The following is a 15053-nucleotide window of genomic DNA, read 5'->3' on the forward strand; positions in this document are numbered from 1 at the left end:
TACCGCTGGTAGTGCGCGCCCTCCTTATGTTTCAGTTCTCTGTCGTAAATAAGCGAAGCTCCTCGGGATCGTTATGCAGTGTGATCCGGCGCTCAAAATGTAGACCCAGCTTTTCTAGCAACTGGGCTGAGCGCTCATTATCAAGCGAGGTGATAGCCACAATACGCTGTAATCCCAACACCTGCCTTCCATGGGTGAGTACCGCCGAGGCTGCTTCATAGCCGTAGCCCTGAGTGCGGAACTGGGGCAGAAAAGCAAAGCCGATATCTACATCCTCCAGAGCATCTCTTTTGATTAAGCCACAGAGCCCAATCGGTGTACGATCTTCTTTAAGCGCGGTTAGATACAGGCCAAAGCCCTCACGGGCGTACATGGCAATGGGACCGCGCACAATATAGCTACGAGCATCTTCCAGGGTTCGCACTCCATTGTCTCCAATGTATCGCAGCCATGCGGGATCATTTACCAGCGCGAGAATAAAGGCGGCATCTTCAGTGGTAAGATGGCGGAGGATCAGCCTATCTGTTTCAAGTACATCCAATGGAGGGGACTCCTTTCTGATATGAGCAAAGTAGTGGCTTGCTCAATATATCACACCACATGAGCTGAGTGGCATTCGTAGATGCGGTACTTATAATGAGAGCAGGTTCCCAACTGCCTCATAGGCATAGAATGGAGATGACTATGCAGCTTCCTGCGTTTATCGATGATCACACTATCGAGCCAAGAGAGTATCATCGCAGGCTACGAGAGTGGTGTCGCATGATGCGCGCGTCTCACCCGGTCGCCTATGATGATGAGAGTAAGACCTGGCTTGTTTCTCGCTATGAAGATGTGGTGCGTGTGCAGAGCGATTACACTACCTTTTCCTCGGAGCACAGTCTCAATCGCGAGCGCCGCCAGGTCGTGCGCCGAGACCAGCCGAGCATTATTGAACTGGACCCACCACGCCATAGGCAGATGCGTTCGCTCATCACAGCAAGCTTCTCGGCGCGTACAATTGCCGAGATGGCTCCTCAGATTGAGCGGATCGTCGACGAGTTGCTCGATAAAGCCATTACCGAGGGGCATGTGGAATGGATGGATAGCTTCGCTAACCCTCTTCCCGTGATGGTTATCTCTGATATGCTAGGTATGCCGCGCGCGAAATGGCGACAATTCAAGGAGTGGAACGACGCTCTCACTATCGATGATGAGAATGGCGCGCGTGCCAGTGAAGCGTTCACTGAATACTTTGAGCAATCGATTGAGGAGCGGCGACGTCAGCCGCGTAATGACATCCTGAGCCTGCTCATCAACTCTGAGGTGGATGGTGAGCGCCTGAGCCATGATGAATTGATGGGCTTCTGCTTTACCCTCTTTATCGCGGGCAATATTACCACGACCAGTATTCTTGGCAATGCCTTGCTCTGTTTTGACGCCAACCCCCAGACACTAACGCAACTTAAAGAGCGGCCTGAGATTGTTCCCAGCGCCGTTGAAGAGATTATTCGGTATATGCCACCCTTCCGCGCGGGACTAAATGATCTGGTGCTGGGTCGGGTTGCGAAGAGGGATGTTGAGATAGGTGGTGAGCTGATTCAGAAGGGCGCGTATGTGCAGATTAACCGTCTCTCCGCCAACTTTGACGAACAGGTCTTCCCCGATGCGGAGCGCTTCGATATTGAGCGTAATCCCAATAAGCATCAATCGTTCGGGCATGGTGTCCATTTCTGTATAGGCGCGCCACTGGCACGTCTGGAAACGAAGATTGCCCTGACGAAACTCGCTGAACGCGTCAAGAAAACACATATCGTTGAAGGCGAACCTCTGGAGCAGGTCCGCCATCAGCTTCTCTTCGGCTTGAAACGCCTCCCTATCTATCTCGAAGTATAGTAATGGCAATATGAAGTTCGCATTGTCAGCAATGCGAACTTCATATTGTTGTTAATCTTTTAGACCGTAAAAGCTATAGAATGCTTTAATAAATGAGTTGCAGGTCGAGGAACTCTTGTGGATAGTGCATCAAACAATCCTTTGCAAACAGGTGGGGAATTCGAGATGTCAGCAGCTTAAATAGCACCAGAATGGCGAGGCTGGTGTAGAGTGCGAGTTGGGAATAGGCTCAATCTTTCTGGTTTACATTGCTCCTAGTATAATAGCTGTTCAGGAGCTTGCTATTTCGTATTCTTTGATGGCGTTTTGTGCGATGCTGAGGTTTACATCAGTGCAATCACGGTAGTAGCGGATGGCAATTAGCGAGTGACCTCTTTGTAGGAGGAAGCGAATAATTGCCGGTTCGGGTGTGCGTGCTTGATGGAAGAGCCAGAGGTCGCGCCCCTCGGCGATATCTTCTTGTAGGTACGCGATAGCTTCGTGAGCCTCTTCCGGCGACGAACCGGTACTGGAGCAGAAATAGGTGAGCGCATCTTCCTCATATCCAGCTTTGAGGAGGAGGATGGTTACGATAGGGTCAGCCCCTGGTTGTGTCGTAAGAGATTGATCTATGCTGTGAGAGGAGTTGTAGCCTTCCAGGTCGAGAATGGTGTGCATGGCTTCGCTGTATGAGACCGAGTTTTCTTCCTGATAAAGCTGAATGGCGCGTTCTCGTACCAGGGTAATGAGAGCCAGGGAGGGGGCCTTAAACTGGCGTACCAGTTGTGTGCGCGCTTTCTGCTGCCTCATGCGTTGTGTCACCTGAGAAATTGGTGATTTGGGCCGGCGTCTGTCTGGTCTTGTGGCTGGTCGTGAGGATTCATCGCGTTGTGGTGGGTGCGGCCTGGACAGTTCTTCATGCCGTCGGGCAGATTGTGACGGGGATGGTCGGCGTATGGCAAGAAAGACAATGACGAATATTATAATCATGATTATGGTTATCTCGGGCATTCGAGTTCTCTCCTCTTGCAAGTGTGTGGCTCTCTATTCTATAGACGCGAGGATGAGCTCTTTCTCGAATATATGGCCCCGCGAAAAGCGGTAGGCACGATCTTGAATTCAAGATCGTGCCTGTTGGGATGTGTGTTACATGGGGCGCCCGGCTGGTTTGCCTGGAAAGGGGGTTACACGGTTGTTCTGGAAGGCGCGAATAAGCCACTGTCCATTGTTCTTCACAAAGACTGTCGTGTTGATGGACTGGCGATCATCAGAGGCCACTTCCTGCCCGTCCAGGCGTGAAGCGCCGCCGCTGATGAGAAGCGCGACGGTGGGGGAGAGGAATTCTAAGCGCGGTTCGCGATATCCCTCAAGCTGAGAACCTTTCAGGGGACCTGTAAAGAGAAACTGGTGAAGTTTGGCAATTGCGATTGCACCCTTGCTGTGTGTGCCCATGACATCAACATAATCGGCGTCCTCGGTAAAGCAAGTTCCGTATCCCTGTCCATCGCCGTTATTCCAGTAGCCAATGAGTTGCTTCAGGAGAGATTGAATGTCTTCGATGTCTTTGGCTTCGTTTGAGTCGCTTTGAAATTGAGCCATTGCCCGATTCCTTTCTTTGCTTTTGATCCCAATAAGCCGCCTGTGATGGCTTGGGAGCATTAGTACAGCATGCAGAGTGATTGAGCCAGGTTGGCTAAGGCGCAACGCCTACATATGGAATAGCCCAAGATTTCTGAACACCGCTATTATAGGTCGTAAATTATTTCATGTGATCATGATTGTGATACAATTTGTTAGTTGAATCAAATATCTAGATCTGACTAGATATTTGATATGTCTAAATATATATTATGGAGGGATGGTTTGTCAAGACATCAATCAGTATCTCACTCAAAGCGAGAGAGCCTTATTGAGGCGGTTATGCGAGCGAGCCGCGAGAATAGCACTACAGCGGTATTTTTTCATACCTTTATGGCTGAGCAGGTTGGATTAGGCGCGACTGAGAGCAAGACTCTCTACCTGCTCGGAGCTAGAGGGCCTATGACAGCGGGCGAGATCGCGCGCGAGACAGGATTAACCACCCCTTCGGTGACGAGCCTCATTGATCGACTTGAAAGCAAAGGTTTTGTGCGGCGGGTGCGAGATAGTCATGACCGGCGGAGGGTGATTGTGGAGCAGAGACCGGAACGACTGGCGGAACTGAATAACCTGTTCGGCTCGCTAGCAGACGAATTTGGAGACATTGTGGATGCGTATAGCGATGATCAATTGGCCGCCATTGCGGATTATCTGACGCGGTCTAGCGAGCGGTCGCGAGAGATTGTCGCCAGGTTACAAAAAAGGAAGCAAGACGCGCCAGAGGCGGAGGGCAATCGATAATTCTGGAATAAAAGCGGGTCGCTTTGTGTTGTAGGTAGGCGTAACAGTGAGCTTAAAGTTTCGGAAGGAGACAGTGTACGAACATGCAGTATCGTCATCTTGGAAACGCTGGCGTCAAAGTGAGTAGCGTTGCTCTGGGTGGTTGGATCAACTATGGTGAGGGCAAGACTGCTCCCGATGCCGCCCAACAGGTCATCAAGACCGCTTATGAGCAGGGAATTAACTATTTTGATATCGCAGATGTGTACGGTCGTGGTGAGGCGGAGAAGGAGATGGGCGCGGTCCTGCGCGACTATCCTCGTCATTCGCTTGTCATCGCGTCTAAGGTCTTCTGGCCGATGAGCGATGAGGTCAATGATCGCGGCCTCTCGCGTAAACATATTATGGAGAGCGTTGAGAAGAGCCTCCAGCGGATCGGGACTGATTACCTGGATATATATTTCTGCCATCGTCCAGATCCCGAAACGCCGCTGGTAGAGACTGCCCGCGCTATGGATGATCTTGTGCATCAGGGCAAGGTGCTCTATTGGGGTACCTCTGAGTGGACCGGATCGCAGATCGCCGAAGTCTACCAGATTTGTGAGCGCTATAACCTCTATCCACCTACCGTTGAGCAACCACAGTATTCTATGCTTTACCGCGAGCGGGTTGAGCAGGAAATTCTCCCCATCACAGAGCCACGTGGTATTGGCCTTGTCATCTTCTCACCTCTGGCTCAGGGCATGCTGACGGGTAAGTACGACAACGGTGTAGGCGAGGGGACACGCTTCAATCGCGAGACCTGGGCGCGTGATCGCTTCTTCACTGAAGAGAATACCACTCGTGTACGCAAACTGAAGGAGATTGCTGACGACCTGGGTGTCACTCGCGCGCAACTGGCGCTTGCCTGGGTTCTGCGCCACACTGGCGTAAGCAGCGTCATCATCGGCGCGACACGTCCAGAGCAAGTCAATGATAATGTGAAGGCTATCGAAGTTAGCGATAAACTGACCGAAGATGTGCTCCAGCGCATTGATGCTATTTTGGGATAGCTAAAGCGCTGCGCGATATATAGGGGCAGGCGGATTTTGTCATGAACAAAACCCGCCTGCCCCTTTTGGGATTGAGTGAGAGCAGGAGACTTGAAAGCTTTGAGCCGCCATAGGCGGCTGTGTATAGTGTCTATATGCCATGTATGAAAATGTAGCTTTATCTCGCATTTTAGCCCGCTATCGCGCTAAATTCTTGTGCAATTTATACGAAAGTTTATCTATAAATTCTGATTATTCGCCACTACTCTCTAAAGGGAAGAGTCTTTATACTATGAAGGTGGTAGATTGTTTGCTCTTGTGCAAGGGGGCCTCTCCTTGCTTACAAGGAGATCAATCTCATGTAACGTCTGTATAGAGATAAGGGAATGCGTTCAGTCGCCAGAGTTGTCGACGAGTTTCACCTCCTCCCTCCCCCGAGAGATGGCCCATGACTAATTAGCTCATGTGGTCCATCTCTTTTTATGTGCACTCTGCACACAACAAGCAATGGCTAAAAGCTCTATGTCCATACACATATCGCGGACTTATTTTTGTTGGATACGTTTCATGAGGAGATAGAAGCGTCCATGTGTGCGAATGTTATAAAAGTGGTTGGCATTCGAGCGAGATAGAGGGATGGGCGTAATCTCAACGCCCTGTAAGTTGAAAATTGTGGCTTTCCCATCACCTACAATTTGTGCATACTATACAAAAGTGGGGAAGTTAAATTGTGTTATTTTGTCAATGTACGATGAGTCAATCTATATGGTACATTTCTCTTATGGTTCTTATACGACCCCCAACGCCGCTAGTCGCGGCTAGCACTGACGCGCTCAGGGTTTCGAGAGGCTGGGTTCTTACGCGAACCCCAACGCCGCCTATTTGCGGCTATCGCGCTTAGGGGCTCAGAGTATGAGAACATAGTTTTAGGCCTGAGAATGAATTATCTCCAATGGCAAGACGGTGCTGTGCCGCATCGCAACCAATCCTACTGTTGGATGCTCAGCAGGTCGTGATGGTTTCCCCAATGATTGAACGAAGACGTTCCAAACGGGCAAAAAGCTCCAGACATACTGAAGATCGACTGACAGTATGTCCTTGTACAGACGTTTTAAATTGGGAGGAAAGATGGCAACTATTGAGACAACACGACCCTCATCAGCCAGCGCGCTTGCCAATCCACGTACACGCTTCTTTATCCTGCACGTTCTGTTACTATTTGTAATTGGCCTGGTGGTGGGCTATGCCGCCACCTTCTTCGCGGGCTCCTCCGCAGGCAACTTTGACGCCAAGGCCATTAATAGCGGAGATACAGCCTGGGTTATTGTTTCCGCCGCTCTGGTCATGTTGATGACACCTGCGGTCGGCTTCTTCTATGGTGGTATGGTGACGCGCAAGAATGTTGTCAGCGTCATCAAGCAGTCGATACTTATTTTAGGAATTGTAAGCGTCCAGTGGGTGCTGTTCGGCTATAGCCTGGTGTTTGGTAAAGACATGGGTGGGCTGATTGGCGACCTCAGCTTCTTTGGCCTGAATGGCGTAGGATATGCCCCCAATGCGAGTTATGCTGGCACCATTCCTCAAATGGCCTTTATGGTCTTCCAGGCCATGTTCGCAATCATTACTCCAGCCCTCATTATTGGCTCTTTCGTAGAGCGCATTCGCTTCCGCACACTGGTCCTCTTCGTGATCTTGTGGTCTACACTGGTCTATGATCCCATCGCACACTGGGTCTGGGGCGTCGGCGGCTGGCTACGCAACCTGGGCGCGCTCGACTTCGCTGGCGGTACCGTTGTGCATATCAGCGCTGGTTTCGCGGGTCTGGCGGCGGCTATTGTGGTCGGAAAGCGCAAGGGTTATGAACAAGGTGGACATCTGGCCTCGAACAATGTGCCCTTCGTACTACTGGGCGCGGCACTCCTCTGGTTCGGCTGGTTCGGCTTTAATGCTGGAAGTGCTCTCGCGGCCTCTCCTCTGGCTGTAAATGCCTTTGTCGTAACGAATACGGCTGCTGCTGCCTGCGCGTTGACCTGGATGGTTCTGAGCTGGGCGGAGAATCGGAAGCCTAGCGCGATGGCAACCGCTACAGGTGCTGTATGCGGACTGGTCGCGATCACGCCTGCCAGTGGTTTTGTCGGACCAATCGCGAGTATCGCCATTGGTGTGGTCGCGGGCCTGGTCACCTACTTGATGCTTATGCTGCGCAGTAAGAAGACGCGCATTGATGATACGCTGGATGTCTGGGCCGCTCACGGTATGGGTGGTGTAACCGGCGCGCTCCTGACTGGCGTCTTCGCTGAGAAGGCTATTAATAGCGCTGGCAATAACGGCCTGCTTTTCGGCAACCCTGGTCAGTTGTGGACTCAGGTAATCGCGGTCGCGGTGACCGTAGTATATGCCTTCGTTGTCACCTTTATTCTGCTCAAGATACTCACGCCGCTGGGCTTGAGAGTATCGGCTGAAGAAGAGGAGGAGGGCCTGGATATGGCCGTCCATGGTGAGGATGGATACCGACTCTAGCGATTCATTCAGACAACGTATCACTCTGGATTGCTAGTAGTGTCTTTCGAGATGGGGAGCGCGTCACACGCTCCCCATCTTTTTGTGTGTGCCCCTTGTCTCTGGTGGATTTAAGAGTTTGGCGTAGGGCTTAACCGCTCGCGAATCCACTGCATAACATTCTGGGTTGTCTCCCCAATTGATGGATGACTAGTATCATAGAGCGTCATAGGTGGGGTGGTCGTGTTGGCGTGGTTTTTGAGCCAGCGATTAAACTGAACCATCCACTGAATAAATTCCTCTGAGCCTGATTCACGCCACTCTGGACGGCGTTTCAGGCGCTCTTCTAATAGTTCGTCATCACAGACCAGGGCCAGATAATGGAGCTTCGAGAAATAGCGGCGTTCGGGGCTGTTCTCCAGTTGTTCGGGAAGAGCTGTCCCACAGAGAACAACCGGGCGACCTGCCTGCCCAATATTTTTCGCAATGCGTAGCCATACATTATTATCGTCGTTTCCTTGCCCCTGGTTCTCACCCCAGAGGATATCAGACTCCATGACGACGCACTCACGCAAGCGCGAAACTAGTTCCAGGGTGAGGGTTGTCTTGCCAGCGCCACTGGAACCCGTAATAATAAACAGAGGTTGCTGCAAGAATGGATGCGGATGATGGCAGAAGGGGCAAATAGCAAATGGGCCTGCGGGATCAATCGTCTTCTCTACTGAGTATTCGCCACATTTTGGGCAGACGTTAAACACAAGATCCTCCTTAATCACAGTGAAAAGCAGTGCTGGTTTTGTCTGAAAGTTGTAACTTGTTCTGTAAGACAAAACCGGGTAAGATTGGGGCAATGGATCACCACAATATGACATATTCGTGGTGATCCTATAACGTAGGCTCACGCAAGTGGGCAAGCCCCGATATGCGGAGGCGCGCATATGTAGATGCGCATCCCCTTAAATATACTGATGGCGTCTGCGTATGCGCGCCAAGGGCTCTAGACCCGTATGAGCTACTACAAATGGCAAGAGATCCAGAGTCATTGCCTTTGATACTATATCATAAACGAAGATGGCGCGAAGGTACTGAATTTGAAAATAAAGAAACCAAACCTTGTAAAGATTTATTCGGAGAATAACCAGTTTCAATATATTGAAACCTTACGTCGCAAGCGTGAGAAGAGACTGCGGCACAAAGAGTTTTTCATTGAGGGGGTACGCCCAATTAATCAAGCGCTAGCTTATAATTGGGAGATCAATGCCTTTGTGTATTCGCGAGAGAAGCGACTCTCAGACTGGGCGGAGGGCATACTTGCCCGCTCGAAGGCGAAGACGCATTTTGAGCTTCCGCTCCATCTGCTTCAGAAATTGAGCAACAAGACTGAGAGTTCTGAGCTGCTCGCGCTTGTGACGACACCTGAAGACGATTTGAGTCGTATTCCGCTGACTCCAGAACTACTTGTTGTGGTCTTTGATCGGCCTGCCAGCCCAGGTAACCTGGGAACCATCATCCGTTCATGCGACGCGCTACAGGCCCAGGGTTTGATTCTCACTGGTCATGCCGTCGACCTCTACGATCCTGAGACGATTAGCGCGAGCACTGGCTCTTTCTTTGCCCTGCCAACCGTCAGGCTTCCCTCACAGCGAGAACTCCTGCCCTGGCTGACGACAGTAAGAGAGAAGTTAGGTGCATTGCAGGTCGTAGGAACCGATGAGAAGGCGGAACAGGAGATCTCACAGCATGATTTCGCTCTGCCAACGGTGCTTATAGCAGGCAATGAAACATGGGGGATGAGCGCGGCATATAAGGACCTGTGCGATGTCGTCGTGCAGATTCCCCTTGCGGGTTCCGCCTCATCGCTCAATGTGGCCTGCGCGACCTCCATCGCGCTCTATGAGGTAGGCCGACAAAGGCGATTGAGACAGAATATATAAAAGCGACCGCTGCTGAAGCGACGCGGCTACATATAGGGGCATTTAGGGCGTGGAGAAAAACGGCAGATGCAACATCTGTTGTGCCTGCATTCACTTCATACATGCCCTTATCATATGTAGCCGCGTCGCTTCAGCAGCGGCATCTTCTTAGAGAGGTGCTTGAACGGCGTCTAGCGTATTGAGGTTTTTACTGGTAATGAGGATGCCATTCTGCCAGGGATCGCGCAGAGAAAGCGTATGCTCGTCGAGTTTCTGCACAGGATGTCCCGCTGCTTGCAGGCGCGCGTGAACGTGTTCAACCTCAGTCGAGTCCGGAAGCTGAATGGTATAGAAGCGCAGACCAACGGCATTGGCGGGTGGTGGTGGCGCGTTGCGGCTCTCCCAGGTGTTGAGTCCTAGATGATGGTGGTAACCACCGGCTGAGACAAAGAGCGCGGCCCCATTCCAGTTTTGCATGATGTCGAAGCCAAGTACGTCATGATAGAATGCCTGGGCCTGTGGGATGTCACCTACACGCAGGTGCATATGGCCCAGTGTGGTTCCCACAGGCAACCCCTTCCAGGTTCGATTCTGTTGAATGCCCTCCTCCACCAGAGCGTTGACGTCCAGGTGCGCGTTCGCCATCGCGATCTGATTATTCTTCATGGGCCACTCGGCGCGGGCCGGTCGCGATAAATTTCGATACCATTGCCATCGGGATCAGAAAGGTAAAGCGCTTCGCTTACGAGATGGTCCGCCATGCCATCTATAGGTGTGCGAACTTGCGCCAGGTGATGAATGACATAGGCTAAATCCGCGCGCGAAGGAAGCAAGATCGCGAAGTGATAGAGTCCTGTGCTAAAACGTGGCAGTGGTTGTACTTGCTCAGGTTGGACCAGAGCTAGAAGTGCTGTACCCGGTATGCCAAGTAGGGCACTATTCGCGTTCTGTTCAAGCACATGGAAGCCAAGTTGCTGCTCATAATAAGCAATTGAATGGTCTAGCGAGGAGACCGCGAGCGTGACCATGCCGGTGTGCGCGTCTGGCGAGAGCGGAAAGTTGCCTGCTGTGTGATTCATGATTGTTTTGTTACCTTCTCTGAAGCGATTATTCTTACGACCTATTCGAAAACCTATAGAACTGTGTGCCTTGCGCAGGCTGAAGCGAAGCGCCTACATATGAGGCCCTTTGAACGTTAGCCGCCATTGGATTTTGCATAAGACTTAGTGACTATGGATAGTATACTAACTAGGTATATGTAAGTATAAACGATTTTGGTTATAAATTCTATTCCCACATCTATCATTTTAGAGTGTTGCGTGTATTGATTTGGTGGCGAGCCCCATGTGGTAGAGAAACGATGAGGGGAAGATAATGCGAAGGCGAAAGGGCAGTGCGTGTATAATGAGGCGACCTGCTTCTTGTTTAGAGAGAGCAGGTCGGTGAGCGAAGGGATAGACATGGGGAGGGCTAGTTGTGGATATTCCGGATCTGGTTCATGGAGACACTATGGTGTTGGGGACCGCCATTGTGTGATTCACCTTGTAGGGTGATGTTCTGAATGAGGGTGGTGGTGGCTTGCTTAGAGTTGGAGGTAACAGCCAGCCCTATGTAGACCTGCTGGTTCATCTTGAGAATGACGGTTCCGATCTGCTTGAAGTTCGTGCCATCTTCGGAGATGAAGCCGGTAATCTGGTCGCCCTCGCGAGTAAGGCGCAGCCAGAGCGGGAGCTTCGCATAGTCGTACTGGCTATAATTCACATACTCACCATACCGCTCGCGATACTGGAAGTAGGCGTAGCCGCTGGGTGTCCACTCGATCATGGCATGAGGAGCATTGCCCTCAAGTGTCTCGCGAATCTGGATGCCTGCTTTGGCATAGATATCAGTGTTATCGAGGCTAGCTATCTGTACGGTGAGTGTGCCATTGCCTTCTAGCTTGCGCTCAAGGAAACACAGGTCATCGGTGCTGGCGATAAGTTGTGTGCCGTTTGAGCGAATCCGCAGGGAATTGGGAGCCACGGAGTCCACTTTGGCGACAGTTTTACCGATCTCCTGAATGGTCCAGACGAGCGTCTGGTGAAGAGGAGAGGTCATGGTCATAGTCAAGTCTCCTTCTAAAGACTGCAACGGTGTGTAGCCTTGGGTTGTTGTTTCTACTGTATCGGGCGAGGAAACTCATATATTTGGGGATGTGGTTATCTCTGACTTTTTGCTGGCGGCTCATCTGAGGTTAAGCGGTTATGTCGCTGTTCCCATTGGGGAGCGTGGATAGTAAGGAAGACTGGACCCAGGGGAGAAGGCTTATGGTGATGGGTGGGGAGAGCGGCACATTCTAATCGTGCCGCTCTTAGGGGGGTTACTGGACGATGCGGGGATAGAGTTGCGCGCCAATGATAATCAGCACGGTGGTGACGACAAAGATGACGCCGAAATCGGTGATGAGGGAGGTCGCGTTTATCCCTTCGCCGATCATAAGCATACGAATGCCATCGACCACATAGGTCAGTGGATTAACGCGCGCGATGACCTGTAGCCAGGGCGGCATGATGTCGATGGGATAGATGGCGTTACTGGCAAAGAACATGGGCATCGTGATGACCTGTCCAATACCCATCACGCGGTCACGCGTCTTGAGCAGGCAGGCAATAATGAGAGAGAGTGTGGAGAAGCAGGCAGCACCCATGAGCGCCATAAAGAGCACGCCCAGGATTGCCAGCGGATTTGGGTTCAAGTGGACACCCAGAATGAATGCCAGTAGATAGATGACGATAGCCTGCGGGATGGAGCGAATGCCAGTAGAGAGTGCTTTGCCAAGCACCAGCGCCCCGCGCGGTGTTGGACTGGCGAGAAACTTATGAATCACGCCCAGGTCACGTTCCCAGATGATCGCGATTCCAGCGAAGATGGAGATGAAGAGCACACTCTGCGAGAGGATGCCGGGTGACATAAAGGCCAGATAGCTCACGTTCCCTGTTGGGATGGCGCGAACGCGCGTGAAAACCTCGCCGAAGATAAGCAGCCAGAGGGTAGGCTGAACGGCGCGCATCACCAGATCACTTGCGTCATGGCGAATCTTACGTATCTCCCACTCAGCGATAGTGCCAGTCTTACGAAAGAACTCGGCGACAACCGCTAATGGAGAGCGGTAAGACCGTACAGAGGCTCCCGTATGGAGCGCTAGTCGATTAACCAAGCCTTCTGGCTGTGCGTCTTGCTCTTGAAGCTTCACGGTAAGTCCCTCCTGATTCCAGGGCATCGCCCGCATAGTGAACGAACACATCATTAAGGTCGGGATTCTCGCCATCGACCGTAGCCTTTAGCTCGGCGGGTGTGCCACTAGCGGCGAGCACGCCCCGGTGCATAATGCCAATATGTGTGCAGAGACTATCGGCCTCTTCCATAGAATGAGTTGTCAGGAAGATGGTCATGTCTGTCTCGGCGCGGAGTTGCATTAAATGCTCCCAGATGGCCTGGCGAGCCACCGGATCCAGACCAACGGTTGGTTCATCGAGGAAGAGCACTCGTGGCTGATGCAGAAGAGACTGCGCGACTTCCAGGCGGCGGATCATGCCTCCGGAGTAGTTGCGCACAAGTTGCCTGCCCGCGTCCGTCAACCCAACAAAAGAGAGAACCTCTTCGATGCGCTCTTTACGGCTCCTTTGGGGTAGATCATAGAGCTTGGCGAAGATCAGGAGATTCTCAAATCCGGTCAGGTTGCCATCCGCCGAGAGGGCCTGGGGGACGTACCCGATGCTGCTCCGTACAGCGTTGGTCTGATGCTTAATATCGAAGCCGTTGACGGTCGCACTCCCGGCTGTGGGCGAAAGGAGCGTCGTCAGCATCTTGATGGTCGTGCTCTTACCTGCACCATTTGGACCGAGCAGCCCATAGACCTCGCCCTCCTCAACCTCGAAGCTGATCCCTTTGACCGCCTCATGGTCACCGAAGCGTTTCACCAGTTGTCGAACCTGAATAATTGCTGTCATGTACCTCCCTCTCCTGTAACCCTTGTGTCTCGGCGGCATCTAGCAGACGCCCGATGAGATGCTCAAGTTGTGCTTGCTCATCGACGTCGAGCGCATCTAACAGCGCCATGAGCTTCTCGCGTCTGCGTGTGAGTCCCGCGTCGATCAGAGCGTTGCCTTCTGGCGTCAGCGTAACCTGAACGACGCGCTCATCGTCCGCACGGCGCTGTCGTGTGAGTAACCCTGCCTTCTCCAGGCGTTTGCACGCTGATGTCGCGGAACTCGCGCTAATACCAAGAGTGTGCGCGAGATCACCGATATTCTGCGCCCCATGTTTATGCAACTGGCGCATGAGCCAGTATTGTTGCGGCGTCATCTCGGCGGTCCGCAACGGCCTGAGCAGGCGTGTCAGGGTCAATAGCTCTTCTACAAGGTGTTCGGCTGGCATACGTTCTTTTAATTCCTCTACCTTTGAATATCAAATGTTTCGATATTCAAAATAATTATAACCAATTGAAGTATGTAATTGCAAGGGAGCGTAAGTTAGAAACATTGTAACGCTTCTCGTCCAGGGAGGAAAATGAAGTTTCCTGGTGGGAGTGATTATTCTGGGGCGAACAGCGAAGTTTGAAGGAAGCTATACTGGATCAAAGAGTCAGGAAAGTAAGCAAAGAGCTGTATTGAGTGCTGTCTGTTGATTTCAACGTTACATTATGTGAAGGATGCGGTAAGATTTTTTGTTCATGGAGCTATTGCCTTTGTATCATTGTTTCTGTATACTGAAACGTATCGAGTTGAGCCTCCTATCTGCTACTAGCGTTCGCGACGGTATGATCTGACGTATAGCTAATCGCGATTGTATCGTCTGCTGAAATGGTGCAAAGGAGACTACCAGGAGTTTGCTTCATGCACCCTGGCTTTTTGACTCGGTCCCTGTCAGTTATGCACAACCCAACGTCTCGGAAGGATGTGTCTCATGGCAATAGCAGCCATGACCGTTGTTGGTTTGGTCGTGTTCGGCCTGATGATCGGCTCGGCCTTCGTGTGTGATCTGAAATCGCGGCCTAATGGTACGCGCGTCACGATGCGTTCCATCATGCTTGCCGGTCTGATCGTCAGTGGGTGCATCATCGGGATCGGCTGGCTCGGCTTCGGGTTCTTCAGCGGGATCGGCTGGTTCGACAGCAGGTCCGTCAACTTCGCCAGCCTGATGTTCGGCATGCCCATCGATGGACTTCAGAGCTTGTTCACTCACACGCCCATCGACTGGACTAACACCAAGTACCTCGGGTACTTCATCATCGGCGTCATCGGCAGCGTCATCGGCTGGTCCTTCATGCTCCGCCTGCCCTGGGCCGGCGGTGAGGCGAAGGCCGGTTCGTTCGGCCGATAGTCACAAAGGTGTGCCCCTAACTCCTGGGGCCCTGTCG

Annotated in this window: 16 protein-coding genes; 6 read left to right on the top strand and 10 right to left on the bottom strand. The window is 51.9% G+C overall.

Annotated features, from left to right (window positions below):
• Positions 1 to 31: 31 nt before the first annotated feature.
• Entirely contained in the window at positions 32 to 541 is a 510-nt protein-coding gene (locus K3T82_RS37090; RefSeq protein ID WP_220198542.1) for a GNAT family N-acetyltransferase, read from the bottom strand.
• 143 nt (positions 542 to 684) lie between these two features.
• Here K3T82_RS37090 and K3T82_RS37095 point away from each other — a divergent pair, with 143 nt between their 5' ends.
• Positions 685 to 1875 carry a cytochrome P450 gene (locus K3T82_RS37095; protein ID WP_220198543.1) on the top strand — a complete coding sequence of 397 codons (1191 nt, stop codon included), beginning with the start codon at positions 685 to 687 and terminating at the stop codon, positions 1873 to 1875.
• A 270-nt stretch (positions 1876 to 2145) separates the two neighbouring features.
• On the opposite strand, the gene K3T82_RS37100 is transcribed toward K3T82_RS37095, so the two are convergent.
• Both K3T82_RS37100 and K3T82_RS37105 read right to left on the bottom strand, forming a co-directional pair.
• A complete protein-coding gene (locus tag K3T82_RS37100) occupies positions 2146 to 2865 on the bottom strand; it encodes a hypothetical protein (RefSeq protein WP_220198544.1) in 720 nt (239 codons plus the stop codon).
• Between the two features lie 135 nt (positions 2866 to 3000).
• On the bottom strand, positions 3001 to 3453 hold the full coding sequence (locus tag K3T82_RS37105) for an SgcJ/EcaC family oxidoreductase (RefSeq protein WP_220198545.1): 453 nt from the start codon (positions 3451 to 3453) through the stop codon (positions 3001 to 3003).
• A 264-nt stretch (positions 3454 to 3717) separates the two neighbouring features.
• On the opposite strand from K3T82_RS37105, the gene K3T82_RS37110 reads away from it, so the two are divergent.
• The 3 genes from K3T82_RS37110 (at position 3718) to K3T82_RS37120 (ending at position 7763) form a co-directional block, all read left to right on the top strand.
• Positions 3718 to 4233, top strand: coding sequence for a MarR family winged helix-turn-helix transcriptional regulator (locus tag K3T82_RS37110; RefSeq protein WP_220198546.1), 516 nt, complete (start codon positions 3718 to 3720; stop codon positions 4231 to 4233).
• A gap of 83 nt (positions 4234 to 4316) precedes the next feature.
• A complete protein-coding gene (locus K3T82_RS37115) occupies positions 4317 to 5264 on the top strand; it encodes an aldo/keto reductase family protein (protein ID WP_220198547.1) in 948 nt (315 codons plus the stop codon).
• Positions 5265 to 6371: 1107 nt separating this feature from the next.
• On the top strand, positions 6372 to 7763 hold the full coding sequence (locus K3T82_RS37120; protein WP_236031804.1) for an ammonium transporter: 1392 nt from the start codon (positions 6372 to 6374) through the stop codon (positions 7761 to 7763).
• A 110-nt stretch (positions 7764 to 7873) separates the two neighbouring features.
• Here K3T82_RS37120 and K3T82_RS37125 read toward each other — a convergent pair whose 3' ends face one another.
• Positions 7874 to 8500 (bottom strand): P-loop nucleotide/nucleoside kinase family protein, encoded by a 627-nt coding sequence (locus K3T82_RS37125; protein WP_220198548.1) that lies wholly within the window; start codon positions 8498 to 8500, stop codon positions 7874 to 7876.
• A gap of 333 nt (positions 8501 to 8833) precedes the next feature.
• Here K3T82_RS37125 and K3T82_RS37130 point away from each other — a divergent pair, with 333 nt between their 5' ends.
• The gene (locus K3T82_RS37130) at positions 8834 to 9676 is read left to right on the top strand and encodes an RNA methyltransferase (RefSeq protein WP_220198549.1); all 843 of its coding nucleotides are present in this window, start codon (positions 8834 to 8836) and stop codon (positions 9674 to 9676) included.
• 147 nt (positions 9677 to 9823) lie between these two features.
• On the opposite strand, the gene K3T82_RS37135 is transcribed toward K3T82_RS37130, so the two are convergent.
• From K3T82_RS37135 to K3T82_RS37160, 6 genes are all read right to left on the bottom strand, one after another.
• Positions 9824 to 10321 (bottom strand): VOC family protein, encoded by a 498-nt coding sequence (locus K3T82_RS37135; RefSeq protein ID WP_220198550.1) that lies wholly within the window; start codon positions 10319 to 10321, stop codon positions 9824 to 9826.
• The gene (locus tag K3T82_RS37140; RefSeq protein ID WP_220198551.1) at positions 10318 to 10734 is read right to left on the bottom strand and encodes a VOC family protein; all 417 of its coding nucleotides are present in this window, start codon (positions 10732 to 10734) and stop codon (positions 10318 to 10320) included. The genes K3T82_RS37135 and K3T82_RS37140 overlap by 4 nt, the downstream gene beginning before the upstream one ends.
• 391 nt (positions 10735 to 11125) lie before the next feature.
• On the bottom strand, positions 11126 to 11758 hold the full coding sequence (locus tag K3T82_RS37145) for a DUF1349 domain-containing protein (RefSeq protein ID WP_220198552.1): 633 nt from the start codon (positions 11756 to 11758) through the stop codon (positions 11126 to 11128).
• A gap of 256 nt (positions 11759 to 12014) precedes the next feature.
• Positions 12015 to 12755, bottom strand: a complete 741-nt coding sequence (locus K3T82_RS37150; protein ID WP_420799387.1) for an ABC transporter permease — start codon at positions 12753 to 12755, stop codon at positions 12015 to 12017.
• Between the two features lie 88 nt (positions 12756 to 12843).
• Positions 12844 to 13644 (bottom strand): ABC transporter ATP-binding protein, encoded by an 801-nt coding sequence (locus K3T82_RS37155; RefSeq protein ID WP_220198553.1) that lies wholly within the window; start codon positions 13642 to 13644, stop codon positions 12844 to 12846.
• Positions 13598 to 14071 carry a MarR family winged helix-turn-helix transcriptional regulator gene (locus K3T82_RS37160; RefSeq protein WP_220198554.1) on the bottom strand — a complete coding sequence of 158 codons (474 nt, stop codon included), beginning with the start codon at positions 14069 to 14071 and terminating at the stop codon, positions 13598 to 13600. The genes K3T82_RS37155 and K3T82_RS37160 overlap by 47 nt, the downstream gene beginning before the upstream one ends.
• 528 nt (positions 14072 to 14599) lie before the next feature.
• On the opposite strand from K3T82_RS37160, the gene K3T82_RS37165 reads away from it, so the two are divergent.
• Complete coding sequence (locus tag K3T82_RS37165) at positions 14600 to 15016, top strand: hypothetical protein (RefSeq protein WP_220198555.1); 417 nt, start codon at positions 14600 to 14602, stop codon at positions 15014 to 15016.
• Positions 15017 to 15053: the final 37 nt, after the last annotated feature.

Origin of the sequence: Ktedonospora formicarum (genome assembly GCF_016587355.1) — a bacterium.
GTDB lineage: Bacteria > Chloroflexota > Ktedonobacteria > Ktedonobacterales > Ktedonobacteraceae > Ktedonobacter > Ktedonobacter formicarum.

Coding starts and splice junctions, on each gene's coding strand:
- K3T82_RS37095 (WP_220198543.1), top strand. CDS start 685: ATGCAGCTTCCTGCGTTTATCGATGATCACACTATCGAGCCAAGAGAG.
- K3T82_RS37100 (WP_220198544.1), bottom strand. CDS start 2,865: ATGCCCGAGATAACCATAATCATGATTATAATATTCGTCATTGTCTTT.
- K3T82_RS37105 (WP_220198545.1), bottom strand. CDS start 3,453: ATGGCTCAATTTCAAAGCGACTCAAACGAAGCCAAAGACATCGAAGAC.
- K3T82_RS37115 (WP_220198547.1), top strand. CDS start 4,317: ATGCAGTATCGTCATCTTGGAAACGCTGGCGTCAAAGTGAGTAGCGTT.
- K3T82_RS37120 (WP_236031804.1), top strand. CDS start 6,372: ATGGCAACTATTGAGACAACACGACCCTCATCAGCCAGCGCGCTTGCC.
- K3T82_RS37135 (WP_220198550.1), bottom strand. CDS start 10,321: ATGAAGAATAATCAGATCGCGATGGCGAACGCGCACCTGGACGTCAAC.
- K3T82_RS37140 (WP_220198551.1), bottom strand. CDS start 10,734: ATGAATCACACAGCAGGCAACTTTCCGCTCTCGCCAGACGCGCACACC.
- K3T82_RS37145 (WP_220198552.1), bottom strand. CDS start 11,758: ATGACCATGACCTCTCCTCTTCACCAGACGCTCGTCTGGACCATTCAG.
- K3T82_RS37155 (WP_220198553.1), bottom strand. CDS start 13,644: ATGACAGCAATTATTCAGGTTCGACAACTGGTGAAACGCTTCGGTGAC.
- K3T82_RS37160 (WP_220198554.1), bottom strand. CDS start 14,071: ATGCCAGCCGAACACCTTGTAGAAGAGCTATTGACCCTGACACGCCTG.
- K3T82_RS37165 (WP_220198555.1), top strand. CDS start 14,600: ATGGCAATAGCAGCCATGACCGTTGTTGGTTTGGTCGTGTTCGGCCTG.